This is a genomic window from Sphingobium chungbukense, assembly GCF_001005725.1.
GTDB lineage: Bacteria > Pseudomonadota > Alphaproteobacteria > Sphingomonadales > Sphingomonadaceae > Sphingobium > Sphingobium chungbukense.
Window position 1 is genome coordinate 751,273 of the sequence record NZ_LBIC01000001.1, and the last position, 26,455, is coordinate 777,727.

Here is a 26,455-nt window from a genome sequence, read left to right on the forward strand (position 1 = left end):
GGTAAACGCCCCCTTCATCATCCTTGCCCCACCCTTAATCGGTTCGCGATCAACGGGTTAAAGCTGCCCGCGAGCCCTACGGCCTCGATATTGCCGCCGGAACGTGGCGCGAGGATATCGGCCAGTTCCTGGACCCAGTCGCCTTCGATCTCCTGCCCCCGCAGGACGCCCGCGACCGCCTGCGCGGTCGGGCTGGCCGCCTGCGCCGCCGCCGAAGCGGCCCGCAAGGACGGCCAGACCGGCACGCGTCGCCGGCCCGAAGGCTTGACGAAGCTGGGCTTGAGCCCGCCTGTCCGAAGGAATCCCAGATCCATGGCCAGGGGGTGTAGGGGCTAAAGGATAAGGTCCGGTAAACTTGTCCTCAAAATTGGTGATATTGATGCCGGCGCTGCCGAATCCCGCTGGAATGCGGGGGCGGTGCGACTATATGCGCGCCCATGCAGCCCCAGTTTCAGCTCAGCGAGCCGCTCGACGCGCGGCGGATCGTCGTTGCCATGTCCGGCGGCGTGGACTCGAGTGTGGTCGCCGCGCTCGCCGCCCGCACCGGCGCGGAAACCATCGGTGTGACGCTCCAGCTCTATGACCATGGCGCGGCGGTGGGGCGTACCGGTAGCTGCTGCGCGGGGCAGGACATCCGCGACGCCCGCGCCGTCGCCGACCGCATCGGCATCGCCCATTATGTCTTCGATTATGAGAGCCGTTTCCGGGATTCGGTGATCGCCGACTTTGCCGACGAATATATGGCCGGGCGCACCCCCATCCCCTGCGTGAAGTGCAATATGGGGGTGAAATTCACCGACCTGTTCCAGATCGCGCGCGACCTGGGCGCCGACTGCCTCGCCACCGGCCATTATGTGCGCCGGGTGGAAGGGCCGCGGGGCGCCGAACTGCACCGCGCCACCGATCCGGCACGCGACCAGAGCTATTTCCTCTTCGCCACGACCCAGGCGCAACTCGATTATCTGCGCTTTCCCCTGGGCGGCCTGCCCAAGCCGCAGGTACGGGAAATCGCGGCGGACCTCGGCCTGTCCGTCGCGATGAAGCCCGACAGCCAGGATATCTGCTTCGTGCCCGACGGCGATTATGCGAAAATCGTGCGCAAGCTGCGTCCCGACGCCGATGAAGGCGGCGATATCGTCCATATCGACGGCCGCGTCATGGGTACGCACAAGGGGATGATCCACTATACGGTCGGCCAGCGCAAAGGGTTGGAGATCGGCGGGCAGGCCGAACCGCTCTATGTCGTGCGGCTGGATGCCGAGGGACGGCGCGTGATCGTCGGGCCCAAGGCGGCGCTGGCGGTGTCGGCGGCGCGGCTATCGGACATCAATTGGCTGGGCGGGGATTTTGCCGGGCCGCTGACCGCCAAGGTACGGTCGATGGCCAGGCCTGTCCCGGCGCGGCTGGAGGGCGAGCGGCTGTTGTTCGACGCGCCCGAATATGGCGTCGCGCCAGGCCAGGCGGTGGTACTCTATGCGGGCGACCGGGTGCTGGGCGGTGGCTGGATTTCGGCGACCGAGGCGGCGCTGGCGGAAGCGGCCTGAACCTTGCCCTTTTTCGCCTTCGCCAGTAAGGCGCGCGGGTCATGACTCGTCCGCTCACCTTTGCCATCCCCAAGGGGCGCATCCTCGATGAAGCGCTGCCCCTGCTCGCCAAAGCCGGTATCGAACCGGAGGCGGAGTTCCATGACAAGAAAAGCCGCGCGCTCCGCTTCGCCACCAATCGGCCCGATGTGTCGATCATCCGGGTGCGGGCGTTCGATGTCGCGACCTTCGTTGCGCATGGCGCGGCGCAGATCGGCATCGTCGGATCGGACGTTCTGGAGGAGTTCGATTATTCGGAAATCTACGCGCCGGTCGACCTCGACATGGGGCATTGCCGCCTGTCTGTCGCGGAACCTGTCGGCTTGTCGCAAGAGGATGAAGCGGCGCTGAGCCATGTCCGCGTGGCGACCAAATATCCTTACCTGACGCGCAAATATTATGAGGCGCGGGGCATCCAGGCGGAATGCGTGAAGCTCAACGGCGCGATGGAACTGGCGCCCTCGCTGGGTCTGTCGCGGCGGATCGTGGACTTGGTGTCCTCGGGCGCGACGCTCAAGGCCAACGGCCTCGTCGAAACCAATGTCATCATGCAGGTGTCGGCGCGACTGATCGTCAACCGCGCCGCCTTCAAGATGCGCTCGGCGGAACTGACGCCGCTGGTCGAGGCCTTCCGCAAGGCCGTGGGGGTGAAGAATGCCGCTTAGGCTCGACAGCGCCAGCGCGGATTTCGCCGCTGCCTTCACCGTGCTGGTCGATGCCCGGCGCGAGGCGGATGAGGATGTCTCCCGCGACGTCACCGCGATCCTGAAGCGTGTGCGTGCCGAGGGCGATGCGGCGCTGGCCGATTATACCAGCCGTTTCGACCGGCACGACCTGAATGTCAGCGGCTGGGCGGTGGAGCCGGCCGAATGCCGCAAGGCGCTCGACAGCCTTTCGACCGAACTGCGCGACGCGCTGGAACTCGCGGCGGCGCGGATCACGGCCTATCATGAGAAGCAGAAGCCGCAGGACAGCGACAGCGTGGATGCTGCGGGCGTGCGTCTGGGCGCGCGCTGGAGCGCGGTGGATGCGGCCGGGCTCTATGTGCCGGGTGGCCGGGCGGCCTATCCCAGTTCGCTGCTGATGAACGTGATCCCGGCCAAGGTCGCGGGCGTCGAGCGTATCGCCATGGTGACGCCGACCCCCCATGGCGAGATCAACCCGCTGGTCCTGGCGGCGGCCAGCATCGCCGGGATCGAGGAAATCTGGCGCGTCGGGGGCGCGCAGGCGGTGGCGGCGCTCGCCTATGGCACGGAACGGATCAGGCCGGTCGACGTCATCACCGGTCCCGGCAACGCCTGGGTCGCGGAGGCCAAGCGCCAGCTCTATGGCGTGGTCGGCATCGACATGGTGGCCGGGCCGTCCGAGATCGTGGTAGTGGCCGATGCGAAGAACAATCCCGACTGGATCGCCGCCGATCTGCTGAGTCAGTCGGAGCATGATCCGACCAGCCAGTCGATTCTCTTCACCGACGATATGGCCTTCGCCGATGCCGTGGCGGCGGCGGTGGAAAGGCGCCTGCCGCTGCTTTCGACGCAGGCGGTGGCGACGACGAGCTGGAACGCCAATGGCGCGATCATTGTGGTGCGCGATCTCGATGAAGCCATGCCGCTGGTCGATCGTCTTGCCGCCGAGCATCTGGAACTGGCGGTCGACGATCCCGATGCGCTCTTCAGGCAGGTGCGCCATGCCGGGTCGGTCTTCCTCGGCCGCATGACGCCCGAGGCGGTGGGCGATTATGTCGCCGGGCCGAACCATGTGCTGCCGACCGGGCGGCGGGCGCGCTTCTCCTCGGGGCTTTCGGTGCTCGACTTCATGAAGCGCACCAGCTTTCTCAGCCTCACGCCTGAAAGCATCGATGCCATCGGCCCTGCCGCCGTCGCTCTGGCGGAGGCGGAAGGGCTGCCGGCGCATGCGGCTTCGGTGGCGCTCCGCTTGAAATGAACATAGATGCCTTCGACAAGCCGAAGGCGAACGGTTACATGGAATCCTGATGAACGATCGCTCGAAATCCCGCTCCGCCGCGCGCCTTGCCGCGGTTCAGGCGCTCTACCAGCTTGAGATGGAGGGCACGCCGCTCCACCTGTTGCTGCATGAGTTCCACCAGCATCGCCTGGGCGCGACCATCGAGGATGTGACCTATGCCCAGGCGGAGGAGAGCTTCTTCGACGATGTGGTACAGGGCGTGGACCGCCGCCGCGAGGAGATCGACGCCCTGATCGTGGCGCGCCTTTCCAAGGGCTGGAGCCTCGAACGGCTCGACAAGCCGATGCGGCAGATCCTGCGCGCGGGCGCCTATGAACTGCTGGCCCGCAAGGATGTCGCGACCGGCACCGTCATCAGCGAATATGTCGATGTCGCCCATGCCTTTTACGACAAGCGCGAGGCAGGCTTTGTGAACGGCCTGCTCGATGCGGTGGCGAAGGACGTACGGAAATAACCGCCTTGGGGAAAACGGGAGAAAGCCATGTCCGCTGAATCCCGTTTCCTGACCCTGCTGCGCCTGCTGGCGAACGATCCCGCAGCGCAGGGCTTGCAGGATGATGTGGCGGTGCTGGAGATCGGCGGCGCGCGCCTCGTCCTCACCAGCGATACGATGGTGGAGGGGGTGCATTATCTTCCCGCCGATCCGCCCGCCGATATCGGCTGGAAGCTGGCGGCGGTGAACCTCTCCGATCTGGCGGCCAAGGGCGCGAAGCCGGTCGGCTGCCTGCTCAACTATGCGCTGTCGGGCGATGATGCCTGGGATGCCGCCTTTCTGGAAGGACTGGGCGAGGCGCTGGCCCGCCATGCCATGCCGCTGCTGGGCGGCGATACGGTCAAGATGCCGAAGGGCAGTCCGCGCAGCTACAGCCTGACCGCTTTGGGCGAAGCGACCGGCCCGGTGCCGGTGCGCGGGGGAGCCAAGGCAGGCGACCGGCTCTACCTGACCGGCCCGGTGGGCGACGCGGCAGTCGGGCTTGACCTGTTGCAATCCATGCCTGGCGCGTCCGGACCATTGGTGGAGGCCTATCGCCGGCCGCGTCCCCGCCTGGCCGAAGGCGCGCTGCTCGCCCGTCACGCTCATGCGATGATGGACGTGTCGGACGGGCTGCTGATCGACGCGGCGCGCATGGCGGCGGCGAGCGGGCTGGCCGTCACCATCGACCATATACCGCTTTCTCCAGCGCTGGAGGCGACGCGCGGTGCCAGCAATGCGGTGCAGATCGCGGCGGCGCGGGCAGGGGACGATTATGAACTGCTTTTTGCCCTGCCGGCCGTGATCAAGCCACCGGTGCGCGCGATTCCGGTGGGACGCTTTTCGCACGGGACCGGCCTTACCCTGATGATCGACGGGGTGGCCATTCCGCTGCCCGATCGGCTTGGCTGGGAACATGGCTGAAACGCGCTGATTCGTAACGGGTTGACGCGGGCCGTCCGCCCTGTAGCTTCACCCCCGACCTTTCTCAGCCCGGTAGGACCGCATGATGTGCGTGAGCCTGTTGCTGATTGACGCGGTGCCCGATGCCGGAAGCGCATGTTCCGGCCGCCCGCCCTTACGCCCTTCGCCCGTCCGTCATTCCCTGCGGAGCGGCCGATGACAGGCATAACAGGGGGAGAGGAACATTCATGCAGATTGTCACGATTGCCATAGGGTGCGGCCTGCTGGCCGTGCTCTACGGCCTGTTCACCAGTCGACAGGTGCTGGCGGCGTCCGCCGGCAATGAAACCATGCAACAGATTGCGGGCGCGATTCAGGAGGGGGCAAAGGCCTATCTCGGCCGCCAATATACGACCATCGGCATGGTCGGCGTCGTCGTCGCGGCGCTGGTCTTCTTCTTCCTCGGAGGGACGTCCGCGATAGGATTTTTGATCGGCGCGATCCTGTCGGGCGCGGCGGGCTTCATCGGCATGAACATCTCGGTGCGCGCCAATGTCCGCACCGCCGAAGCCGCGCGCGGCACGCTGCAAAGCGGGCTGACCGTCGCCTTCAGGGCGGGCGCCATCACCGGCATGCTGGTGGCGGGGCTGGCCCTGCTCGCGATTTCCGTCTTCTTCTGGTATCTGACCGGCCCCGCAGGCCATGCGCCCGACGACCGGATCGTGATCGACTCCCTCGTCGCGCTGGCCTTCGGCGCCAGCCTCATCTCCATCTTCGCGCGTCTGGGCGGCGGCATCTTCACCAAGGCGGCGGACGTCGGAGCGGACCTTGTCGGCAAGGTCGAGGCGGGCATCCCGGAGGATGACCCGCGCAACCCCGCCGTGATCGCGGACAATGTCGGCGACAATGTCGGTGACTGCGCGGGCATGGCGGCCGACCTGTTCGAAACCTATGTGGTGACGGTCGGCGCGACCATGGTGCTGACCGCGCTGCTGGTGAAGGGCGTCGACAACGCCTTCCTGATGCAGCTCATGTCGCTGCCGCTGATCGTCGGCGGCGTGTGCATCATCACCTCGATCATCGGCACCTATATGGTGCGGCTCGGCGCCAGCCAGTCGATCATGGGCGCGCTCTACAAGGGCTTCTGGACGACGGCGATCCTGTCAATCCCGGCGCTCTACGCAGTCACCCAATATACGCTGGGCGATCTCAATGCCCGCTTCGGTACCGATCTGGACGGATCGGGCGGCTATACCGGCATGGCGCTGTTCTGGTCGATGATGGTCGGTCTGGCGGTCACGGGCCTGATCGTCTGGATCACCGAATATTATACCGGCACCAACTACCGCCCGGTGCGCAGCATCGCCCGCGCTTCGGAGACCGGCCACGGCACCAACGTTATTCAGGGCCTGGCTGTCAGCCTGGAAGCGACCGCCCTGCCGACGCTGGTGATCGTGGCGGGCATCATCGTCGCCCATCAACTGGCGGGCCTGATCGGCATCGCCTTCGCCGCGACGGCCATGCTGGCGCTGGCGGGCATGGTGGTGGCCCTGGATGCTTACGGTCCCGTCACCGACAATGCCGGCGGCATCGCGGAAATGTCGCATCTCGACGATAGCGTGCGGGTGAAGACCGACGCGCTCGACGCCGTGGGCAACACCACCAAGGCCGTGACCAAGGGCTATGCCATCGGCTCGGCGGGCCTGGCCGCGCTGGTGCTGTTCGGCGCCTATACGGAGGATCTGAAATTCTACAACAGCGCGCTCGGCCTGACCGAGCCGGTCGATTTCAGCCTCTCCAACCCCTATGTCATCGTCGGCCTGCTGCTCGGCGCCCTGCTGCCCTATCTGTTCGGCGCGATGGGCATGACCGCCGTGGGCCGCGCCGCGGGCGACGTGGTCAAGGACGTGCGCGACCAGTTCGCCACCAACAAGGGCATCATGGAGGGCACCTCGCGGCCCGACTATGCCCGCACGGTGGACCTCGTCACCCGCGCTGCGATCAAGGAGATGATCATCCCCAGCCTGTTGCCGGTGCTGGCCCCGATCTTCGTCTATTTCGCGATTTCGGCGGTGGCGGGCACGCCCAATGGCTTTGCGGCTCTGGGCGCGCTGTTGCTGGGCGTGATCGTGTCGGGCCTGTTCGTGGCGCTCTCCATGACCTCGGGCGGCGGCGCCTGGGACAATGCCAAAAAATATATCGAGGACGGCAATCATGGCGGCAAGGGATCGGAAGCCCATAAGGCCGCAGTGACGGGCGACACGGTGGGCGATCCCTATAAGGACACGGCTGGCCCTGCGGTCAATCCGATGATCAAGATCACCAACATCGTCGCCCTGCTGCTGCTGGCTGCCTTGGCGCACGGCGCGTAACACCACGTTAAAAAAGGGAAAGACAGGAAAATGGCCCCGCCTTATAAAAAAGGCGGGGCCATTATTGTACGGGGGTAGAATTGAGGGGCTTTTCTGTCGTCGCGGGCATGTTGCTCGCGCAGTTGTGCACGTCCGCCAGCGCCGAGACCGCGCCCGCGCCGCGCAAGGAATGGCCGATCGAGGCCTTTGCCGAACTGCCGATAATGGAGCGGCCGGAACTTTCCCCGGACGGCATGCGCCTGGCCGCCAGGGTGTCGCGCGATGGCGAGCTGCTGCTGATGATCGCCGCCATTGCCGATGAGCCCAACCGTATCCGCACCCTGCAACTGGGGAAAACGACCTCAACTGGTGGCGCTGGGTCAATGACGACTGGCTGATCGCGGGCATAGGCAGCGAAGCCAACGTCCAGGGCATGCCCTGGTCGATCAGCCGCGTCGCCAGCATCAAGCGCGACGGGACGAAGATCAACCTGCTGGCCAAGAATGTGGCGGCGCAGAATGGCGACGACGTCATCTGGGTCGCCCGCGACGGCACGCCGCGCATCCTGCTCGCCTATCAATCGTCCATCTACGGCAATGATCTCGGCTTCTGGCCGCAGGTGGACGAGGTGGACGTCGCCACCGGCAAGATGCGCCCGGTCGTGACCTCGCGCCAGAATGTCATGTCCTGGTATGCCGATGCGACCGGGGCGGTGCGCATGGGCGTGGGCTATGACGACTCGACGCGCACGTCGAAGCTGCTCTACCGCGCCGACGGCCGGTCCAGCTTCCGCACGATCGACCGGGCCAATCGCCGCCGCGACGAATCCATGGTCGTGCCGATGCTGTTCACCGCCGATCCGGGCAGGGCGATCGCCAGCGACGATCATGAGGGCACCGACGCCCTGTACGAATATGACCTGACCCGGCTGGAACTGGGCAAGAAGGTCTTCGCCGCGCCAGGCTTCGACATTGACGGGATTGAGCGCGATACCGCCGGCACCGGTCTGGCGGGCGTGCGCTTTACCGCCGACGGGCCGGGGGTGCACTGGTTCGACGACGGGCTGGCGAAGATCCAGGCCGACATCGACAGGGCGGTGGGCGCGCACCGCCGCGCCCGGATCGTGTCCACCAGCCGCGATCACCAGCGCATGATCGTGCATGTCGGCAGCGCCGACCAGCCGGGCACCTATTATTATTACGACACGTCGGCCGGCGCGATGAGCATCCTGTCGAAGATCAGCCAGAATTTCGGCCCCGGCGTCCATCTCTCGCCGGTCAGGACGATCCGCTACAAGGCGCGCGACGGGCTCGAGATCGCCGCCGTGCTGACCCTGCCCGCGGACAGGGAGCCGAAGAATCTGCCGCTGATCCTGATGCCGCATGGCGGCCCCTTCGCCCGCGACAGCGAGGAATGGGACTGGTGGGTGCAGTTCCTGGCCTATCGCGGCTATGCGGTGCTGCAACCCAATTATCGCGGTTCCTCCGGCTATGGCACCGCCTTTGCGGCGAAGGGCGAGGGGCAATGGGGCCTTGCGATGCAGGACGACCTCAACGACGCGGTCGACTGGGCGGTGAAGGAAGGGATGGCCGATGCGAAGCGGGTCTGCATCGTCGGCGCCTCCTATGGCGGCTATGCGGCGATGCGCGGGGCGCAGCGCGACGGCGGCCGTTATCGCTGCGCCATCTCCTATGCCGGCGTGTCGGACCTTTCGGCCATGATGCGTTACGACAGCCGCTTCCTGAATCACGGCACGCGCAAGGATTGGATGAAGGAGCAGGCGCCCGATTTCGCCTCCGTCTCTCCCGTCAACTTCGCCGCGCAATTTTCCACGCCCATCCTGCTGATGCACGGCAAGAAGGACCGGCGTGTGCAGGTGAACCAGTCGCGCGAGATGGCGGAGAAGCTGAAGGCGGCGGGCAAGGTCGCCGGGCGCGACTATATCTATGTCGAACAGCCGCTGGCCGATCATTTCTTTTCCCGCCAGGCGGACCGGCTGGATTTTCTCCAGCGCATGGACGCCTTTCTGAAGGAGCATAATCCGGCCTGACCGGGCAGGCGGTTCCCACATGGGCCATCAATGTCACAAATCAGAAATGATATGGTCACAAGTTTGTAACGTAAAAGTCATAATGCGCGCCCGTTCGCCAGCATGGCGGAGGGGAGAATTGATCATGCGACTGACCTGCAAGCTGCTGCCCGCGCTCGCCCTGCTGGCCGCTCCGGCCGTGGCGCATGCCAGCGAGGACGAACAGCTCTGGACCACCGCCAGCGCGACGGTGAAGCTGAGCGATCATTGGCGCTTCTCGCAAGAGGTCGTCGCCCGGTTCAGCGACGATCGCGACGGGCTGTACGAGGTCGAGATGAATTCGCTGATCGGCTACAAGGTCAGCAAGAAGGTCACGGTCTGGGCCGGCTACACCCATGACCCCAATTATAATGGCGGCGACTTCGCGGTGATGGAGCATCGCGGCCGCCAGCAGGTGACGTTCGACAATATCGTCAAGATCGGCCCCGGCCAGCTCAGCGCCCGCCTGCGGCTGGAGGAACGCTGGCGCGAGGGGGTCGACGGCACCGCCTGGCGGCTGCGTCCCTATGTCAAATATGTGCTGCCGTTCCGGGAAGGCGGCAAGACCGCGCTGCTGCTGAGCCATGAGAGCTTCATCGATCTCAACACCACCAATTTCCAGCGGGTCGAGGGCGAGGAGCGGATGCGCAACCTGATCGCCATCACCACCCCGATCGCGAAGAATGTGAATGCGGAGATCGGCTATCTCCACCAGCACGGCTTCCGCCCCCATGCCGACGATCCCAACGACAATGTGGCGTCCTTCTCGCTGAGCTTTTCCTTCTGACCGGCCGCATGGGGATGTGGCCAGTTGCTGCCGTTAAGCGCACCGTGCTCCTGCGCAGGCACTCGAACGAGACGAGTGGCTCGCGAGAGCCCAGTTCAGACGGTGCGGTGATCCACTAAGGGCGGGACTGGGCTCCTGCCTGCGCAGGAGCACGGTTTACTCCGGGGAAAGCGGGGGGTCAGCCAACCCCTTTCCCACCCCCCTCCGTCTGAACGCAATCCAGACGCCGCCCCAGCGGTCGGGCTTGCCCGCGCCGCCCCAGCGGGCCTATAGGCCGCGCCATGACCAGCGAACCCTTCCGCTCGCAACTGGCGGCGCTTGAGAAGCGCGGCCGCCTGCGTCATCTGATCCCGCGGGCGGGACGGGACTTCGCCTCCAACGACTATCTCGGCCTCGCCTCCGACCCGATCATCGCGCAGGCGGTGGCCGACGCAGTGGCGCGGGGCGTGCCGGTCGGATCGGGCGGATCGCGGTTGCTGCGCGGCAATGCGCCCGAACATGAGGGGCTGGAGGCAAAGGCCGCCGATTTCTTCAAGACGCAAGGCGCGCTGTTCCTGGCGAACGGCTTCGCCGCCAATCTCGCGCTGTTTTCCACCTTGCCGCAACGGGGCGACCTGATCGTCGCGGACGAGCTGATCCACGCCAGCGTCCATGACGGCATCCGCATGTCGAAGGCGGCGGCCGTCTTCGCCCGCCACAATGATGTGCAAAGCTTTGCCGACCTGATCGCCGCCTGGCGGCAGGAGGGCGGCAAGGGGCGAGTATGGATCGCCGTCGAAACGCTCTATTCGATGGATGGCGACATGGCCCCGCTCGGCGACCTGGCGACGCTGGCGGCCCGGCACGAGGCGATGCTGATCCTGGACGAAGCGCATGGCACGGGTGTCTTCGGACCGTCCGGGCGCGGCCTGTCGGCGGGTCTGGACGGGCTGCACAATGTCGTGACGCTGCACACATGCGGCAAGGCGATGGGGGTGGAGGGCGCTCTGATCTGCGGGCCGCGCCTGCTGATCGACTATCTCGTCAACCGGGCGAGGGCCTTCATCTTCTCCACCGCGCCCTCGCCGCTGATGGCGGTCGCGGCATCCGCCGCGCTCGACCGGATCGAGCAGGCCAGCGACCTGCGCGACCGGTTGAAGACGCTGCGGGTCGACGCCGCCGAAGCGATCTGTGCGCCGCTCGGCCTGCCCGCGCCGCGCAGCCAGATCATCCCCGTGATCCTGGGCGAGGACCGCCGCGCCATGGCCGCCGCCGCCGCCTTGCAAGAGGCGGGGTTCGACGTGCGCGGCATCCGCCCGCCGACCGTGCCGCCGGGCACCAGCCGCCTGCGCATCTCGCTGACCCTGAACGTCGGCCGCGCCGACATCGCCGCGTTGGGCGAAGCACTGCGCCGGGTGGTGGCGTGAGCGTCTTCATCGTCACCGGCACCGACACCGACATCGGCAAGACCGTGTTCGCCGCAGGCCTCACCGGGGCGTTGCGCGCTCGTTACTGGAAGCCGGTCCAGGCGGGCGTCGACCCCGAAGGCGACAAGGAGCGGGTGGCCGCGCTTTCCGGCCTTCCCGCCTCGCATATCCTGCCCGAAGCCTATCGCCTGACCACGCCCGCCTCGCCCCATCTGGCGGCGCGGATCGACGGGGTGGAGATCGGGCTCGACCGGCTCGCCTTGCCAAAGGTCGACGGCCCGCTGGTGGTGGAGGGCGCGGGCGGACTGATGGTCCCGGTCAGCGAGACGCTGCTGATGATCGACCTGTTCGCGCATTGGCGCGCGCCGGTCATCCTCTGCGCGCGGACGGGGCTGGGCACCATCAACCACAGCCTGCTCAGCATAGAGGCGCTGCGGGCGCGGGATATTCCCATCGCCGGGATCGCCTTCATCGGTGATCCGCATGCAGAGAATGAGCGGATCATTCCGCTGCTGGGCAAGGTTCCTAGTCTCGGACGGCTGCCGTATCTTGATCCGTTGGATGCGGGAGCGCTGAAGGCCGCTTTCAAGGCATCGATTCGCCTGCCCTAAACCGCATCGTGCTCCTGCGAAGGCACTGAAGCGAGACAAGCGGCTCGCGTTCAGCCCAGTCCTGCCGCCTGAACTGGACTCCTGCCTTCGCAGGAGCACTGCTGCGCCCCAGACCAAAGCCGCAAGCATCCCACATTTTTCGACCAACGACATGGACATTGCACCCGGCGGACGCTCAACTCCCGGCCATCATGGGCACGTCTTCGCGCCCTGACCAGAAAGCAAGGGAAATGCTTCGATGAAATATCTTCTCCTCGGCGCGGCGGCAGTTGCGCTGGCCGCCGGCGCGTCCGTCGCCCAGACTGATCCGGCGGCGAAACCCACCTACGGCAGCTACGGCTTCGACAGCGCCGGCATGGACAAATCGGTGAAGCCCGGCGACGATTTCTACGATTACGCCAACGGCACATGGGCGAAGAACACGCCGATCCCTGCCGACAAGTCCAACTATGGCGCCTTCAACACGCTGGACGACCTGTCGCGCGAGCGCACCAAGGCCATTCTCGACGCCGCGCAGGTCGACCCGAACAGCAAGATCGGCAATGCCTATGCCAGCTATCTCGACGCCGCCACGGTGGAGAAGAAGGGCCTCGCCCCCGCCAAACCCTGGCTCGCGAAGATCAAGGCGGTGAAGGACAAGGCATCCTACGCCAAGCTCACCGCCGAAGCCGCCCGCGCCGGCATCGACGGCCCCTTCGGCTTCTACGTCAATCAGGACGACAAAGACCCGGAAACCTACATCCTCGTCCTGCACCAGTCGGGCCTCGGCCTGCCCGACCGCGATTTCTACCTGGAACCCGATGCCAAGATGGCGGCGATCCGCACCGCCTATGTCGCGCATCTGGAAAAGATGCTGACGCTGGCCGGTGAAGCCGACGCCAAGGCCCGCGCCGCCGCGCTCATGGCCTTCGAGACGGAGGTCGCCAAGGTCCACTGGACCCAGGTCGACAGCCGCGACGCCGACAAGACCTATAACAAGATGACGCTGGCGGAATTGCAGAAGGCCGCGCCGGGCTTCGACTTCGCGTCCTATTTCGCCGCCAACAAGCTCAGCCCCAAAGACCTGCTGGTGTCGCAGCCCAGCGCCGTCGCCGGAGAAGCCGCGCTGATCGCCAAGGCCCCGGTCGGCGTCCTCAAGGACGCGCTGTTGCTGCGCACGCTGCATGGCTTTGCCGACGACCTGCCCGACAGCATCGCCAATGAGAATTTCGCCTTCTACGGCACCACCCTGTCCGGCACGCCGGAGCGCGAGGCACGTTGGAAACGCGCCGTGGACTTCCTCAAATCCTCGATGGGCGAGGAAGTCGGCAAAGCCTATGTCGCCCAATATTTCCCGCCCGAAACCAAGGCGGCGATGGACCAGCTCGTCAAGAATGTGATCGCCGCCATGGGCCGCCGCATCGACGGCCTCACCTGGATGAGCGACGCCGCCAAGGCCCGCGCCCACAAGAAACTGGCCGCCTTCACGCCCAAGATCGGCTATCCCGACAAATGGCGCGATTATACGGGCCTGACGGTGCAGCGCGACGATCTCTTCGGCAATGCGCTGCGTTCCAACCAGTTCGAGTTCGACTATCAGATGGGCAAGCTTGGCAAGCCGATCTATCGCTGGGAATGGGGCATGACCCCGATGGAGATCAACGCCTATGCCAATTTCGGCATGGTGGAGATCGTCTTCCCCGCCGCGATCCTGCAACCGCCCTTCTTCGATCCCCATGCCGATCCGGCGGTCAATTATGGCGGCATCGGCGCGGTGATCGGCCATGAACTCAGCCATCATTTCGACGATCAGGGCGCGAAATATGATGAGACCGGCAAGCTCAATCAATGGTGGAGCGATCAGGACGTCGCCAATTTCAAGGCGCTGACCGACAAGCTGGTCAAGCAATATGACGCCTATGAACCCTTCCCCGGCGCGCATGTGAAGGGCGCCTTCACCCTGGGCGAGAATATCGGGGACCTGGCCGGTGTTGCGGTGGCGCTGGACGCCTATCACGCTTCGCTGGGCGGCAAGCCCGCGCCGATCATCGACGGCACGACCGGCGACCAGCGTTTCTTCCTGGGCTGGGCGCAGGTATGGCGGCGCAATTATCGCGAGCCCAATCTGCGCCAGCGGCTCGTCACCGATCCGCATTCGCCGTCGCAATATCGCACCGACACGGTGCGCAATTTCGATCAATGGTATGCGGCCTTCAAGCCGGAGGCGGGCGGAAAGATCGCGCTCCCGCCGCAGGATCGGGTGAAGATCTGGTGAGAATCGAAGGGGCTGGATCGGCGCGGATCCGGCCCCTTATTCATTTCGAAAAGGCAATGGGTTTTCGCGACGGCGAACCGTTTGAGTCATGGGATCAACCGCATTTTATTGGTTGACCGTCTCTTAAATACAACATTTTGTCGGATCGCTCTTCCAACCGGACAACCTCTTCCACAGCTTGGCGTTCAAACCCATGCGTAAAGTTGAGGAGAAGCAATTTGTCGGGTCTGAACACCATCTTTCTGAAGGCCGGTATCGCGTCCATCGCGCTGGCCGCCGCCGTTCCGGCGCTGGCCCAGGGCGCTGCCGCCCCCGCCGCTCCGGCCCAGGCTGCGCCTGCCGCTCCCGCTGCTGGCGCCAGCAATTTCTCGGACGCGGACATCAAGCAGTTCGCCGCCGCCGCCGTCGAGGTGACGAAGATTCAGCAGGACAGCTCGATCGCCGCCGCCGACAAGCAGCCCAAGATGCTGGCGGCGCTCCAGGCGTCGGGCATTCCGCCGGAAAAGTTCAACCAGATCGGTCAGGCCGCCGCCGCTGATCCGGCGCTCCAGCAGAAGATCCAGGCTGCCGCTCCGACGTCCTCGGCAGCCCCCGCGGCTCCTGACGCGGGCGCTGCGCCTGCCGCTCCGGCGACCCCGCCCGCGCAATAAGCGCGGCATTGTAGAGAGGTAATCGGGCTAGTGCGCTTGGGGATGGCTGAATATGGCCATTCCTTTCCTAGTCATTAAGTGCTCCGTGCTCCTGCGCAGGCAGGAGCCCAGTTCAGACGGTGGATCTGGGCTCCTGCCTGCGCAGGAGCACGGTGTATGTTTCGGCTCAGCATGTCCACCTTCATCCAATTTGCATGCCCAAGCCAAAACCCACGTCCCGGCCGGTTTCCGCGATTTCCAGGTCGCCAATATTCCATCTGACGGGAAATCGCTCTAGGCAGCGGCCATGACCTCCCCTGTCTGGCACCCTTTTTCCCAACACGGCCTGAACGAGCCGATTCCCCACGTCGAGCGGGCGGAGGGGGCTTTGCTGCATCTGGCCGATGGCGGCACCCTCATAGACTGCATCGCCAGTTGGTGGGTGACGACCCACGGCCATTGCCACCCCCGGATCACGGCGGCGATTGCGGATCAGGCGGGCAAGCTCGATCAGCTCATCTTCGCTGGCTACACCCACGGCCCGGCGGAAGAGGTGGCGCAAGGGCTGGTCGACCTAGCCCCCCGCGCGGCGGATCGCGACCCCCTCGCCCATGTCTTCTTCTCCGACAGCGGTTCCACGGCGGTCGAGGTGGCGCTGAAAATGGCGCTCGGCTATTGGCATAATCTGGCGCTCGACGGCCTCTCCGCACCGCGCCATCGCATCCTCGTCCTCCAGCACAGCTATCATGGCGACACTATCGGCACCATGTCGGTGGGCGAGCGCGGCGTCTACAACGCCGCCTGGTCGCCCTTGCTGTTCGACGTGGACACGATTCCCTTCCCCCATGCGGGGCAGGAACAGGCGACCCTGGACGCGCTGGAGGCGGCCTGCACGCAAAAGCCCGCCGCCTTCATCGTCGAGCCGCTGATCCTGGGGGCAGGGGGGATGCTGATCTACCCCGCTTCCGTCCTGCGCGAGATGGTGGCGATCTGCGCCCACCACGACGTCCTCTTTATCGCGGACGAGGTGATGACCGGCTGGGGCCGCACCGGCACGCTTTTCGCCTGCGAACAGGCGGGCGTGGTGCCGGACATCATGGCCGTGGCGAAGGGCATCACCGGCGGCGCGATCCCGCTCGCCGCGACGCTGGCCACGCCGCGCATCTTTGAGGCGCATAAATCCACCGACCGCGCCCGCCTCTTCTACCATTCGAGCAGCTACACCGCGAACGCCATCGCCTGCGCCGCCGCCGCCGCCAATCTCGCCATCTGGCGCGAGGAGGATGTGCTGGGCCGCATCGCGATCCTCAGCGACGGCATGGCGCAGCGACTCGCAAAGCTCGCCCAGCATCCCGCCTTCGCCAACCCGCGCCAGTTGGGCGTCATCGCCGCCATCGACCTGATCACGCCCGATGCCGGCTATCTTTCCGACCTCGCCCCGCGCTTGCGCGCCTTCGCCCAGGAAAAGGGCCTCTTGCTGCGGCCGCTCGGCAACACCATCTATCTGATGCCGCCTTATTGCCTTGATGCGGATCAGCTCGATCGCGTCTTCGCGGTGCTCCAAAAAGCCGGTGATGCATTCGGCGTTTCAGCCTGACTTTCTTTTTCGGCATTTTGGCGCTATGGCGGCGCGATTTTTCGGTTTCCCAGGATATTATGGCAAAAGAAGAACTGCTTGAAATGCGCGGACAGGTTGTGGAGCTTCTCCCCAACGCCATGTTCCGCGTGCGGCTTGAAAATGATCACGAGATCCTCGGCCACACCGCCGGCAAGATGCGCAAGAACCGCATCCGCGTGCTGGTGGGCGACGAAGTGCTGGTCGAACTCACTCCCTACGACCTGACCAAGGGTCGGATCACCTACCGCTTCAAATAAGCCGCTCCACGCATGCGGCTCATCCTTGCTTCTGCTTCCCCTAGACGGTGTGAACTTCTGGGTCAGATCGGCGCGTCTCCCGACGCGGTGGACCCGGCTGACCTCGACGAAACACCCCGGAAGGGCGAACTTCCCGCCGTCTACGCCGCCCGCGTCGCCGCCGAAAAGGGGGCGCTGGTGGCGCAACGCCACCCCGGCGCGCTGGTCCTCTCCGGCGACACGGTGGTCGCCGCGGGCCGCCGCATCCTGCCCAAGACGGAAACGGAAGCCGAAGCGCGCGAGTGCCTCAAGCTCCTCTCCGGCCGCCGCCACCGCGTCCTGAGCGCGATCACCCTGATTGACGGGGAGGGTAAGGCCCGCGACCGCCTCTCGACCAATATCGTGATCTTCAAACGGCTCGACCGCGCCGAAATCGACGCTTACATCGCGTCGGAGGAATGGCACGGCAAGGCGGGCGGCTATGCGATCCAGGGCCGCGCCGCCGGCCTCATCCGCGCCATCCAGGGCAGCCATAGCGCGATCATGGGCCTGCCCCTCTACGAAACCCGCGCGCTGCTCAAGGCAGCGGGCTATCCACTGGACTAACCGCACATGGCCGAATGGCTCTATGAAGAAGGCATTGGCGAAGCCCGCGCCGCGCTGATCGAAAAGGGCCGTCTGGTCGAAGCGCAGATCGAGCGGGAAAGCGATGCCGCCCGCGCCGGTTCCGTCATGCAGGGCAAGCTCGTCCGCACTGTCATCCCGAAGAAGCGCGGCATCGCCCGCCTGATCTCCGGCGAGGAAGTGCTGGTCGAACCCATCCCCCCGAAGATCGCAGAGGGCGCCACCGTCCTCCTCGAAATCCTGCGCGAAGCCATCCCCGAGGAAGGCCGCGCCAAGCTCGCCAAGGCCCGCATCGCCCAGCCCGGCTCCAAGGCGCATCCCGCCCCCAGCCTGCTCCAGCGCCTGCGCGCCACCGGCCTGCCCATCGTCCCCTGCCCCGCGCATGAGGAAGACCGCTTCGAAGCCCATGGCTGGAGCGAATTGATGGAAGAGGCGATCTCCGGCGACATCGGCACGGAGGAAGCGGCGCTGCGCATCTTCCCTACCCCGGCGATGATCCTGATCGACGTCGACGGCTCGATGCCGCCCGCCAAGCTTGGCCCCAAGGGCGCGAAACTGGCTGCGCAGGCGATCCGCCGCATGGACCTGACCGGCTCGATCGGCATCGACCTGCCGACGATGAACAACAAGGACGAACGCGCCGTCGCCTCGGCCCAGATCGACAAATATCTGCCGCTCCCCTTCGAGCGCACGGCGGTCAACGGTTTCGGCTTCGTCCAGATCATCCGCCGCCGCGAGCGCATGAACCTGATGGAACTGCTCCGCGCCGACCCGGTCGAGACAGCGGCCCTGGCGCTGCTGCGCCGCGCCGAACGCCACGGCAATGGCGGCCCGGCGACAATCACGGCAGCCCCCGCGATCATCGACCGCTTGCACAAGGCGACCGACTGGATCGAAACCCTCGCCCGCCGCCGGGGTGGAGCGATCAGCTTGAAGGCGGACGCTGCATTGGCCATATCGGCGGGCCATGTCGCCTAAAGCCTCCTCCTGCCCGATCTGCGGCCAGCCCCCGCATCCCGAAACCCGCCCTTTCTGCGGAAAGGCCTGCCGCGACCGCGACCTTCTGCAATGGCTGGGCGAAGGCTATCGCGTCCCCGGCACACCTGCTTCGGACGAGATGAAAAAAAGTGACGAGGATGGGGTAGACAGCACCCCAGACTGATGCCTATAGGCACGCCTCACCAAACGACAGGTGGTCCTCACCGTCGCCCGTGCCCGGGTAGCTCAGTTGGTAGAGCATGCGACTGAAAATCGCAGTGTCGGCGGTTCGACTCCGTCCCCGGGCACCATTTGTTCTTTTTTCCCTATCCAGCAGCATCCAGCACCGTCTGAAAAATGGCGGAAAACGTGGGTTTTTCAATAGCCCATCGTCCCCCCACGTCCCCGGGGGTGCACTGTCAGCCACCCCCTGATCATGGTATTTTCATGGTATCCGGCAATTTGCCATTTCGGAGATACCATGATGGCCCTCACGGTGACGGCGATAAATGCAGCAAAATCAAAGGATAAGCCCTACAAGCTGACCGATGGCTTGGGCTTGTATCTTCTGGTCAAGGAGACGGGCGGCCGGCTCTGGCGGATGAATTACAGCTTCCTCGGAAAACAGAAGACGCTCTCCTTCGGCAGCTACCCCGAAGTATCTCTAGCTAAGGCTCGCGAGAAGAGAACGGCGGCGAGAGAGGCTCTGGCGGACGGGCAAGATCCGGCTGAAGTGCGGAAGGCCAAGGTTCGCGAGGCAAAGGCCAAATCAGAAGAAACCTTCAAGGCGATCGCCGATGAATGGCTTGCCCGCCTAGAGATCGAAGGGCGTGCGCCCAAGACGCTCCAGAAGATGCGCTGGCTGCTCGACCTTGCCTATCCACTCATTGGCAACCGACCCATCGCAGACCTCACTGCACCCGAACTGCTGGAAGCCCTCCGCACTATTGAGTTGCGCGGGCGGTATGAGACGGCAAACCGTCTTCGCAGCACCTTCGGCACGATCTTTCGCTACGCGATCGTGACCGGGCGCGCGCAACGGGATGTGGCCGTTGACCTTCGCGGCGCGTTGATAACGCCGAAGCCGCAACACCGGGCGGCGATCCTCGAGCCCAAGGCGCTTGGTGGTCTCCTTCGCGCAGTCGATGCCCATGATGGCCAGCCCACCGTGCGAATCGCGCTCAAGATGCTTCCGCATATGTTCCCTCGGCCCGGTGAACTTCGAATGGCGGAATGGAAGGAATTCGATTTCGAGGCGGCCGTCTGGACCATACCGGCGGCGAAGACGAAGATGCGTCGCCCCCATAAGGTGCCGCTCACGCAGCAGGTCCTGGACATGCTGGCCGAACTGGAACCGATTACCGGCGGCGGCAAATATCTTTTCCCCAGCGTTCGTTCCGCTGATCGACCGATTACCGACAATACTCTCAATGCCGCGCTGCGACGGCTCGGGTTCGGGAAAGACGAGGTGACGGCTCATGGGTTCCGGGCCACCGCCAGCACGCTTCTGAACGAAATGGGCAAGTGGCATCCGGACGCCATCGAGCGCCAGTTGGCCCATGTGGAATCCAATGATGTTCGGCGAGCCTATGCGCGCGGCACTCACTGGGATGAGCGCGTCAGGATGATGCGGCACTGGTCGAACTACCTTGATGGCTTGCAGGTCGGCGGGAAGGTTCTGAAAGCAAATTTTAGGCGAGAGCAGATTGCTGGCTCCATGTCCGATTGATCGGGTACCCCTTACCTTGCAAATTAACCTTTAAGGTGTATATCAGCGATGGCGATCAAGCGCATGCCGCATCATGATCTTGAGGCGGTAAAATCGAAGTTCGCCCGAGTGAAAACGCTGGAGGCAACGCGCGCAGCTATTATGAGCGCGCGAGCCTTAGGCTATTCGCTCGACAACATCGTTGAAGCGGTTCAAGCGCTCGAAACCGGAGATTTTGTCAAGTCGGAGACCGCGCATAGTCCGCCGAACTCGAAGATATGGCACGACACCTACTATCTGCCGTGGGATAATCGTTGGCTCTATCTGAAGTTCGCCGGCGAGACGCTGATCGATGTTGTGCTTACGTCGTTCAAGGAGGCCGTCAATGACTGAAACACGCGTTCATCCTGAGACAGGAAAGCTCTTGCGCCGCGATGTTCGGAAGCAAATCGTGGCTTTCGGTTCTTTGTCGCGCACAGTGGATGTGCCCGGCTGGTATCCAGACGATGCAAGTGATTCCATCCATAGCGGTGAAGATCTCGCCGAGTCTGACCGGGTATTCCGCGATCTGAAGGCTGCCTATGGTGCCCGCGTTCGAAGAATTCGGAGGGACAAGCTGAAACTAACTCAAGAGGAGGCCGGGCGCCTGATCGGCGGCGGCCGCCGCGCGTTCCAAAAATATGAGAGCGGTGCCACACCGCCTAGCGATGCTGCGGTGGGCTTGATCGAACTGCTCGATCGCCACCCGGAAGAGTTGGAATTTTTGCGTTCCATTCGTTCGACAGCGCAGACGGGTTGAACGCGCCATCTAGGCCGTTCGATTGGAAAAGTCTCGCGCCTACTAGCGGTCAGTCCGGTTATGGCCGGGACTGGGACAAAGCGGCCGATCTGGCTGGGCAGCGCGAACGTCAAATTTTTCCATTACCCGACATTCGCCAGGTTAGCTTCTCGCGTTTCTGAAGAGGGTAGATCTGGCCGCTCGCGGACCAACAGGTATCGTGATTCATCACTTAGAAGAAGACATTCTCGCTCCACCTGCGCATTGTGATCGGCTCCCTTCCCCAGCATCCCTTTCGATCCAGCTAAGATATTTTGAACAGAGTGCAGGCCTCGTGGCATCCGTCCGCCCGTTTAGGGCCTTGTTGGCAAAGCAGGCGCGTCTTTGCGTGACTTATCGGCTGGCCGCTGCCATCCAGGGCTGAGTCATGGAGCAGGGTTTAAAAATACGATGATCGGGGTGAATTGTGCCGAGCTGGAACGAGGTTCGAATGACGAATGTGTCTTGATGCTTTCATTTACATCCTGCCTCATTGAGCCTCCGGCTGGTCTCGTCGAGCAACCATCGTCGAGAGCGGTGAGATAGCCATGGCGAAGGCCGTTTTGCCATTCGCTGACTGGATCGATTGTGCTCGCGATCCCTGCGATCCCAATCAGGAGCGTCTCTACTTCCTCGGCACCTTCGATCGGCGGATCACTTTTTACTCGCAGCAGGTACGCGCGTTGCGGTTGGCACACGCGCTCGATCAGACAGGCGCGATATTGCCGTCGCACACTGTCGCGGTGGTCGGTGCCGGCGCGGCGGGCGTGACGATCGCGATGGCGCTAGCGCTGATGGGGCATGATGTAACGCTCTATGATCCGGCAGATGATATCCTTCATCTGCAAAGCGGCTCCGATCGGTTGCTCCATCCCCATATCTACGAATGGCCGCGCGTGGGGTCGCTCGACAATCAGGCGGGCCTACCGATCCTGGACTGGACTGCCGGGAGTGGTGCTCAAGTGTGCGCCGCCCTGCAGCAAAGCTTCGGAAGCGCGCTCGGCCGCCTGTCAGCCAAGCTGCGCTTCAAGCATCGCCACCGGCTCGAGAGGCTCGAACGCCATAACGGAGACTGGCGGCTGACGCTGAAGCACGAAGGCACCGATGTCCTCCGTATCAAGCAGCATGTCGTTCTCTGTATCGGCTTCGGAGCGGAGCGCGAATGTGGTGGCGTGATACCGACCGATTACTGGAAACAGAACGCAATCGGGACCAATGCCAACGAACCCGAAGCACCCGCGAAATATCTCGTCAGCGGGAACGGTGACGGTGGTCTGACTGAACTGCTTCGGCTTCTGATCACCAATTTCGAGCATGTCGCATTCACACGTTCTTTCTTGGGCATGTTCTCTGGCAATGCTCTTCGCGAAGCCGCCGATATTTCGTTTGAAGGCGCTGCGGTTGGCGATGATCTGGAAGCCTCATTCCAACTGCATCTGCGTCCAGTCCTCGAAGAGAATGGGATTCTGGATCGCCTGGCTCCGTTATTGCGCCACGATCGGCATGTGACGGTTAATAGCAGCGGTCCACTTTACGCTGCCGCCAAAGCTTCGCAGCTAAACCAATGCATGGTGTTCGCGCTCCTGGAGACCGCGAAGCAGGCGAATCTACCGGTGGTTCGATCTCTCGGCCACATGGACAATGTCGAGCCAGGTGCAGGTGGCGGCATGACCGCAGTTGGAATTGCCAACGGCGGAAGTCCAGTCACGACCGTCTTCAAACATGTTATAGCCCGTCACGGTCCTGCAAAGGCGGCGCGCTACGAGGCCGCGGACGCGTTTTACGCCGCTCATGAAGCCTATATGGAGACTCTTCTCAAGGCCCATCCCGATTTCGCGGATCCGCCCGAACTTGCGCCAGAAACGTACGACAGGTTCAGCCTGCTCGCGATCGATGCGCTCTACGATCCTGCGAGCCGCGCAGGTGCGCTTGCGAGTTTCCACCAGCAGCAGGCCACCATCCATCTTGAGATTGATGCGGCCGCGAATGTCGTGGTCGAGCGCGGCGACGTTCGTCTGTCGGAAATCGCCGACCAGGCGGAGTTGGTCCCGGAGCAGATGACGGTGCATCTCGATCTGGCACCAGGAAAGCTCGCCATCGCCAAGGATCTGGTCAGGTTGAGCCGGGCGAGCAATGGTCGCGTTCGACTTCAGACGCAGTCAGCCCATCAGGTCGAATGGCTCAAATTGTCGGACCAGATCACGTCCGCAATAGCAGCACCATCCCGCTATCGCTCGCACGAGCTTTACGTGCCAGCATTGGGCGTCGCCATCGACGCCTGCCTCGGGCGTCTGCTGCACAACCGCCTCGAGCAGATATTCCAGTCCGGCAACTGCCCGACCATCGGCGATGTCGATGCGACCATCCTTTCCCATGTTTCAGCGACCTGGGCGAACTGGCAGTCGACGCTTGAGGGCAACGAGACGCTGCGTGAGCATGTCTTCCGAATGCTGGCCCACGTCGACACGGCCAATCCGGCGTCCTGGAGCGGGGATCATTCCTTGTTGAACAAGCTTGCGAGCGCGATGCTCATGATGTTGGCAACGCACCATGGAAGACCGCTCACTCTCAGCGCGGCCGAGCGCGGCAACATGACGTTCGATACCGATGCCATCGCGCTCGGGACGGGTGCGAGCTGATCGGCGGCCGGCTTCTCGCCGATGCATGGACCGAGGCACAGCAATGGGGTGTCGACGCGCTGATCATCTCATCGAGCGCAGAGATCGAGATCGCCCCGGCGCCCGCCGGGACGGTCTTGAATGGCGGATCGCCCGGCAAGGGATTTGCCGAAGCCAGGCAAGTTCGCCCCGCCATCATCCAGAATGACAGCCAATGGCGACGGAGGCTTCGCGAAGACTTTGCATCCTGGCAGGCTGCAGTGGCGGCCGAATTCGACGCGTTCCGTCAACGTGTCAAACGGCGTTCAAAAGGGACCCCCGATCGGCGTCGAAGAGGGACCCCTTTTCAGATAATATGATGCTGGTTTGTTGAAGATGGCCTTGCGCTGCGTGCGGCGGAGGGCGGGCGTAGCCCGACCGGAGGCGCGCGCAGCGCAAGATAGATTTTTGAAGGCGCCGAAGGTGGCTGTCAGCTGCGGTTTTTGAAGCGCCAGCTGTCGTTGCCCGTCTCGACGATATCGCAGTGGTGGGTGACGCGGTCGAGCAGCGCCGTGGTCATCTTGGGATCGCCGAACACGGTCGGCCATTCGCCGAAGGCGAGGTTCGTGGTGATGATGACGCTGGTCCGCTCATAAAGCTTGCTGATGAGGTGGAACAGCAACTGCCCTCCCGAGCGGGCGAACGGCAGATAACCGAGCTCGTCGAGAACGATCAGGTCGAGCCGCGACAGCTGCGCCGCCAGGGTCCCGCCTTTGCCGATCCGGGTCTCCTCTTCGAGGCGTGTCACCAGATCGACGGTGTTGAAGTAGCGGGCGCGAGCGCCCCTTCGCACGACATTGGCGGTGATCGCGATGGCGAGGTGGGTCTTGCCTGTCCCCGTGCCGCCGACCAGCACGATATTGCGGCGAGGCGGGAGGAAGGAGCCATCGTGAAGGGAGCGGATCATCTCCTCATTGATCGGTGTGCCCTCGAAGCTGAACCGCTCCAGGTCCTTCACCACGGGCAGCCTCGCAGCCGTCATCCGATAGCGGATGGAGGCTGCATCCCGGTGGGTCGCCTCAGCACGGAGCAGGTCGGTCAGTATCTCCATGGTGGTGCGCTTGCGCTGGAGGCCGGTGGTGACCGCCTCGTCGAACGCCGCCGCCATGCCCTTGAGTCCGAGGCCGCGCATCGTGTCGATCATATCATGCCGCTGCATCATAGCCTCGCAGCAGATCATAGCGGGCACAGTCGGCGAGCGGAGGATGCTGCAGCATCCGGTCTTCCGAAGTGACGATGCTGTGGGGTGTCGCCGGCTCGCGGCGCCGGGAGAGGATGTTGAGGATCAGCTCGTCGCTGGCCGTTCCGTTCGCCAACGCTTCGCGCACGGCAGCCTCTACCGGCTCCAGGCCATCGGTGAGCACCGCCGAGAGGACCCGCACGAACCTGCGATCGGCCTCGTCCCCGGTGCCGAGCCTTCGCCGTAATCGGTGCAGGGCGGGCGGCAGATCCCAGTCCTGGAACGGTGCGCCGTTACGCAGCGCGCCGGGCTTGTGCGCGAGGACCGGCAGATAATGCCAGGGATCGTATATCGTGCGGTTCCGACCGAAGTGGCGCTCATGCTCCCCGACGATCGCATCGCCGCAGCGTATGACGATGCGATCGGCATAGGAGCGCACCTGAACGGTCCGGCGTGCGGCCGTCGACATGACCGAGTAGCGGTTGCGATCGAAGCTGATGAGGCAGGTGCCGGTGACGGCATGCTCGCTCTCATGGAAGCCGTCGAACGGTGCCAGGATCGGCTGCAGGGCCGGTCGCTCCATATCCAGCGCCTCGGCGACGGTAATATCCCCGCGTTCGGGATGGGCATGATGCTCGGCCCAGCGCCGGCACTCGGCCTCCAGCCACCCGTTGAGCTCGGCCAGGCTGGCGAACCGGAGCCGCGGCTGGAAGAAGCGGCCTCGGATTGTCTGGACCTGCTGCTCGACCTGGCCCTTCTCCCATCCCGCCGCCGGCGAGCAGGCGGTCGGCTCGACCATGTAATGATCGGTCATGATCAGGAAGCGGCGGTTGAACACACGCTCCTTGCCGGTGAACACGGCCGTCACCGCCGTCTTCATATTATCGTAGATACCGCGTCGCGGCACACCGCCGAAGAACGCGAACGCCCGGGCATGGGCATCGAACAGCATCTCCTGGCCCTCGCGCGGATAGGCCCGGACATAGGGTGCGCGCGAGTCGCAGAGACGCATATGCGCCACCTTCACCCGCATCGGCTTGCCGGCGATCTCCACATCCTCGTGGCTCCAGTCGAACTGGTAGGCCTCACCCGGCTGGAAGGTCATCGGGATGAACGCCGGTGCGCCTTCGCCAGCATCCTTCCGCCGCGCAGCACGCCAGCGCGCCGCATAGCGGCGCACCGCATCATAGGATCCATCGAACCCCTCGCGCACCAGCAGGTCATGGATACGCGTCATCCGTAGCCGATCGCGGCGGCCGCGACCTTCGTTCTCCTCAAGCAGCGCATCGAGACGATCCTGATAAGGACCGATCCGCGGCAGCGGCTGGACTTTGCGCTGATAGTTGAACGCCGCCTCCGGCGACCGGATCGCTTTGCGGACGACCTTCCGCGACAAACGAAGGTCACGAGCGATCGCCTTGATCGCCTTACCCGCTGCATGCTCACGCCGAATCCGAACCACTGTCTCCACGATCAACATCCCGTTCTCGCCAACTGATCAAAACCAGTCGGCCGACTAAATCCCCGGGATGAAGGGGTCCTTTTTGCACGCCGATCACCCCACGAAGGGGGTGCCTATTGCACGCT

Annotated in this window: 23 protein-coding genes, 1 tRNA gene and 1 pseudogene; 22 read left to right on the top strand and 3 right to left on the bottom strand. The window is 64.3% G+C overall.

Annotated features, from left to right (window positions below):
• Nucleotides 1–17: 17 nt before the first annotated feature.
• Nucleotides 18–314 (bottom strand): hypothetical protein, encoded by a 297-nt coding sequence (locus YP76_RS03725; protein ID WP_046762224.1) that lies wholly within the window; start codon nt 312–314, stop codon nt 18–20.
• A 123-nt stretch (nt 315–437) separates the two neighbouring features.
• On the opposite strand from YP76_RS03725, the gene mnmA reads away from it, so the two are divergent.
• From mnmA to YP76_RS03830, 22 genes and pseudogenes are all read left to right on the top strand, one after another.
• Nucleotides 438–1,544 (top strand): tRNA 2-thiouridine(34) synthase MnmA, encoded by a 1,107-nt coding sequence (mnmA, locus tag YP76_RS03730; RefSeq protein ID WP_046762225.1) that lies wholly within the window; start codon nt 438–440, stop codon nt 1,542–1,544.
• A 41-nt stretch (nt 1,545–1,585) separates the two neighbouring features.
• Nucleotides 1,586–2,248, top strand: coding sequence for an ATP phosphoribosyltransferase (hisG, locus tag YP76_RS03735; protein ID WP_046762226.1), 663 nt, complete (start codon nt 1,586–1,588; stop codon nt 2,246–2,248).
• Complete coding sequence (hisD, locus tag YP76_RS03740) at nt 2,238–3,527, top strand: histidinol dehydrogenase (protein ID WP_046762227.1); 1,290 nt, start codon at nt 2,238–2,240, stop codon at nt 3,525–3,527. The genes hisG and hisD overlap by 11 nt, the downstream gene beginning before the upstream one ends.
• Nucleotides 3,528–3,576: 49 nt before the next feature.
• Nucleotides 3,577–4,023, top strand: coding sequence for a transcription antitermination factor NusB (gene nusB / locus YP76_RS03745; RefSeq protein WP_046762228.1), 447 nt, complete (start codon nt 3,577–3,579; stop codon nt 4,021–4,023).
• A gap of 27 nt (nt 4,024–4,050) precedes the next feature.
• Nucleotides 4,051–4,965: a thiamine-phosphate kinase gene (gene thiL, locus YP76_RS03750; protein WP_046762229.1), complete on the top strand. Its 915-nt coding sequence runs from the start codon at nt 4,051–4,053 to the stop codon at nt 4,963–4,965.
• 227 nt (nt 4,966–5,192) lie between these two features.
• Nucleotides 5,193–7,316: a sodium-translocating pyrophosphatase gene (locus tag YP76_RS03755; RefSeq protein WP_046762230.1), complete on the top strand. Its 2,124-nt coding sequence runs from the start codon at nt 5,193–5,195 to the stop codon at nt 7,314–7,316.
• A 107-nt stretch (nt 7,317–7,423) separates the two neighbouring features.
• A pseudogene (locus YP76_RS03760) lies at nt 7,424–9,345 on the top strand (alpha/beta hydrolase family protein).
• Between the two features lie 124 nt (nt 9,346–9,469).
• Nucleotides 9,470–10,150 (top strand): DUF2490 domain-containing protein, encoded by a 681-nt coding sequence (locus tag YP76_RS03765; protein ID WP_100237835.1) that lies wholly within the window; start codon nt 9,470–9,472, stop codon nt 10,148–10,150.
• A 281-nt stretch (nt 10,151–10,431) separates the two neighbouring features.
• Nucleotides 10,432–11,556, top strand: coding sequence for an 8-amino-7-oxononanoate synthase (locus YP76_RS03770; protein WP_046762231.1), 1,125 nt, complete (start codon nt 10,432–10,434; stop codon nt 11,554–11,556).
• Nucleotides 11,553–12,167: a dethiobiotin synthase gene (gene bioD / locus YP76_RS03775; protein WP_046762232.1), complete on the top strand. Its 615-nt coding sequence runs from the start codon at nt 11,553–11,555 to the stop codon at nt 12,165–12,167. The genes YP76_RS03770 and bioD overlap by 4 nt, the downstream gene beginning before the upstream one ends.
• 238 nt (nt 12,168–12,405) lie before the next feature.
• Entirely contained in the window at nt 12,406–14,421 is a 2,016-nt protein-coding gene (locus tag YP76_RS03780) for a M13 family metallopeptidase (protein WP_046762233.1), read from the top strand.
• 218 nt (nt 14,422–14,639) lie between these two features.
• Nucleotides 14,640–15,071 carry a DUF4168 domain-containing protein gene (locus YP76_RS03785; protein ID WP_046762234.1) on the top strand — a complete coding sequence of 144 codons (432 nt, stop codon included), beginning with the start codon at nt 14,640–14,642 and terminating at the stop codon, nt 15,069–15,071.
• A gap of 286 nt (nt 15,072–15,357) precedes the next feature.
• Nucleotides 15,358–16,647 carry an adenosylmethionine--8-amino-7-oxononanoate transaminase gene (locus tag YP76_RS03790; RefSeq protein WP_046762235.1) on the top strand — a complete coding sequence of 430 codons (1,290 nt, stop codon included), beginning with the start codon at nt 15,358–15,360 and terminating at the stop codon, nt 16,645–16,647.
• 59 nt (nt 16,648–16,706) lie between these two features.
• Nucleotides 16,707–16,925, top strand: coding sequence for a translation initiation factor IF-1 (infA, locus tag YP76_RS03795; RefSeq protein ID WP_003049127.1), 219 nt, complete (start codon nt 16,707–16,709; stop codon nt 16,923–16,925).
• A gap of 12 nt (nt 16,926–16,937) precedes the next feature.
• Nucleotides 16,938–17,510 carry a Maf family protein gene (locus YP76_RS03800; protein WP_046762236.1) on the top strand — a complete coding sequence of 191 codons (573 nt, stop codon included), beginning with the start codon at nt 16,938–16,940 and terminating at the stop codon, nt 17,508–17,510.
• A gap of 6 nt (nt 17,511–17,516) precedes the next feature.
• The gene (locus YP76_RS03805; RefSeq protein ID WP_046762237.1) at nt 17,517–18,506 is read left to right on the top strand and encodes a hypothetical protein; all 990 of its coding nucleotides are present in this window, start codon (nt 17,517–17,519) and stop codon (nt 18,504–18,506) included.
• Nucleotides 18,496–18,690, top strand: coding sequence for a DNA gyrase inhibitor YacG (locus YP76_RS26835; RefSeq protein ID WP_084733004.1), 195 nt, complete (start codon nt 18,496–18,498; stop codon nt 18,688–18,690). The genes YP76_RS03805 and YP76_RS26835 overlap by 11 nt, the downstream gene beginning before the upstream one ends.
• Nucleotides 18,691–18,741: 51 nt before the next feature.
• Nucleotides 18,742–18,817: transfer RNA gene (locus YP76_RS03810), tRNA-Phe, on the top strand.
• Nucleotides 18,818–18,990: 173 nt separating this feature from the next.
• Nucleotides 18,991–20,235 carry a tyrosine-type recombinase/integrase gene (locus YP76_RS03815; protein WP_046762606.1) on the top strand — a complete coding sequence of 415 codons (1,245 nt, stop codon included), beginning with the start codon at nt 18,991–18,993 and terminating at the stop codon, nt 20,233–20,235.
• 48 nt (nt 20,236–20,283) lie between these two features.
• Nucleotides 20,284–20,607, top strand: a complete 324-nt coding sequence (locus YP76_RS03820) for a type II toxin-antitoxin system MqsR family toxin (RefSeq protein WP_046762238.1) — start codon at nt 20,284–20,286, stop codon at nt 20,605–20,607.
• On the top strand, nt 20,600–21,013 hold the full coding sequence (locus tag YP76_RS03825; RefSeq protein ID WP_046762239.1) for a type II TA system antitoxin MqsA family protein: 414 nt from the start codon (nt 20,600–20,602) through the stop codon (nt 21,011–21,013). Before YP76_RS03820 ends, YP76_RS03825 begins: the two co-directional genes overlap by 8 nt.
• Nucleotides 21,014–21,579: 566 nt before the next feature.
• Nucleotides 21,580–23,670, top strand: coding sequence for an ABC-three component system protein (locus YP76_RS03830; protein WP_046762240.1), 2,091 nt, complete (start codon nt 21,580–21,582; stop codon nt 23,668–23,670).
• Between the two features lie 448 nt (nt 23,671–24,118).
• Here the strand turns inward: YP76_RS03830 and istB are convergent, their stop codons facing one another.
• Both istB and istA read right to left on the bottom strand, forming a co-directional pair.
• Nucleotides 24,119–24,847 carry an IS21-like element helper ATPase IstB gene (istB, locus tag YP76_RS03835; protein WP_031304487.1) on the bottom strand — a complete coding sequence of 243 codons (729 nt, stop codon included), beginning with the start codon at nt 24,845–24,847 and terminating at the stop codon, nt 24,119–24,121.
• Nucleotides 24,834–26,348, bottom strand: coding sequence for an IS21 family transposase (gene istA / locus YP76_RS03840; protein WP_021238707.1), 1,515 nt, complete (start codon nt 26,346–26,348; stop codon nt 24,834–24,836). The genes istB and istA overlap by 14 nt, the downstream gene beginning before the upstream one ends.
• Between the last annotated feature and the right edge of the window lie 107 nt (nt 26,349–26,455).

Excerpts from the sequence above, each read along its gene's own strand:
- YP76_RS03770 (WP_046762231.1), top strand. The coding sequence starts at position 10,432 with ATGACCAGCGAACCCTTCCGCTCGCAACTGGCGGCGCTTGAGAAGCGC.
- istB (WP_031304487.1), bottom strand. The coding sequence starts at position 24,847 with ATGCAGCGGCATGATATGATCGACACGATGCGCGGCCTCGGACTCAAG.
- hisD (WP_046762227.1), top strand. The coding sequence starts at position 2,238 with ATGCCGCTTAGGCTCGACAGCGCCAGCGCGGATTTCGCCGCTGCCTTC.
- YP76_RS03790 (WP_046762235.1), top strand. The coding sequence starts at position 15,358 with ATGACCTCCCCTGTCTGGCACCCTTTTTCCCAACACGGCCTGAACGAG.
- YP76_RS03815 (WP_046762606.1), top strand. The coding sequence starts at position 18,991 with ATGGCCCTCACGGTGACGGCGATAAATGCAGCAAAATCAAAGGATAAG.
- YP76_RS03820 (WP_046762238.1), top strand. The coding sequence starts at position 20,284 with ATGGCGATCAAGCGCATGCCGCATCATGATCTTGAGGCGGTAAAATCG.
- YP76_RS03830 (WP_046762240.1), top strand. The coding sequence starts at position 21,580 with ATGGCGAAGGCCGTTTTGCCATTCGCTGACTGGATCGATTGTGCTCGC.
- YP76_RS03805 (WP_046762237.1), top strand. The coding sequence starts at position 17,517 with ATGGCCGAATGGCTCTATGAAGAAGGCATTGGCGAAGCCCGCGCCGCG.
- thiL (WP_046762229.1), top strand. The coding sequence starts at position 4,051 with ATGTCCGCTGAATCCCGTTTCCTGACCCTGCTGCGCCTGCTGGCGAAC.
- YP76_RS03765 (WP_100237835.1), top strand. The coding sequence starts at position 9,470 with ATGCGACTGACCTGCAAGCTGCTGCCCGCGCTCGCCCTGCTGGCCGCT.
- istA (WP_021238707.1), bottom strand. The coding sequence starts at position 26,348 with ATGTTGATCGTGGAGACAGTGGTTCGGATTCGGCGTGAGCATGCAGCG.
- YP76_RS26835 (WP_084733004.1), top strand. The coding sequence starts at position 18,496 with ATGTCGCCTAAAGCCTCCTCCTGCCCGATCTGCGGCCAGCCCCCGCAT.
- YP76_RS03800 (WP_046762236.1), top strand. The coding sequence starts at position 16,938 with ATGCGGCTCATCCTTGCTTCTGCTTCCCCTAGACGGTGTGAACTTCTG.
- YP76_RS03780 (WP_046762233.1), top strand. The coding sequence starts at position 12,406 with ATGAAATATCTTCTCCTCGGCGCGGCGGCAGTTGCGCTGGCCGCCGGC.
- YP76_RS03725 (WP_046762224.1), bottom strand. The coding sequence starts at position 314 with ATGGATCTGGGATTCCTTCGGACAGGCGGGCTCAAGCCCAGCTTCGTC.
- YP76_RS03825 (WP_046762239.1), top strand. The coding sequence starts at position 20,600 with ATGACTGAAACACGCGTTCATCCTGAGACAGGAAAGCTCTTGCGCCGC.
- hisG (WP_046762226.1), top strand. The coding sequence starts at position 1,586 with ATGACTCGTCCGCTCACCTTTGCCATCCCCAAGGGGCGCATCCTCGAT.
- YP76_RS03755 (WP_046762230.1), top strand. The coding sequence starts at position 5,193 with ATGCAGATTGTCACGATTGCCATAGGGTGCGGCCTGCTGGCCGTGCTC.
- mnmA (WP_046762225.1), top strand. The coding sequence starts at position 438 with ATGCAGCCCCAGTTTCAGCTCAGCGAGCCGCTCGACGCGCGGCGGATC.
- infA (WP_003049127.1), top strand. The coding sequence starts at position 16,707 with ATGGCAAAAGAAGAACTGCTTGAAATGCGCGGACAGGTTGTGGAGCTT.
- nusB (WP_046762228.1), top strand. The coding sequence starts at position 3,577 with ATGAACGATCGCTCGAAATCCCGCTCCGCCGCGCGCCTTGCCGCGGTT.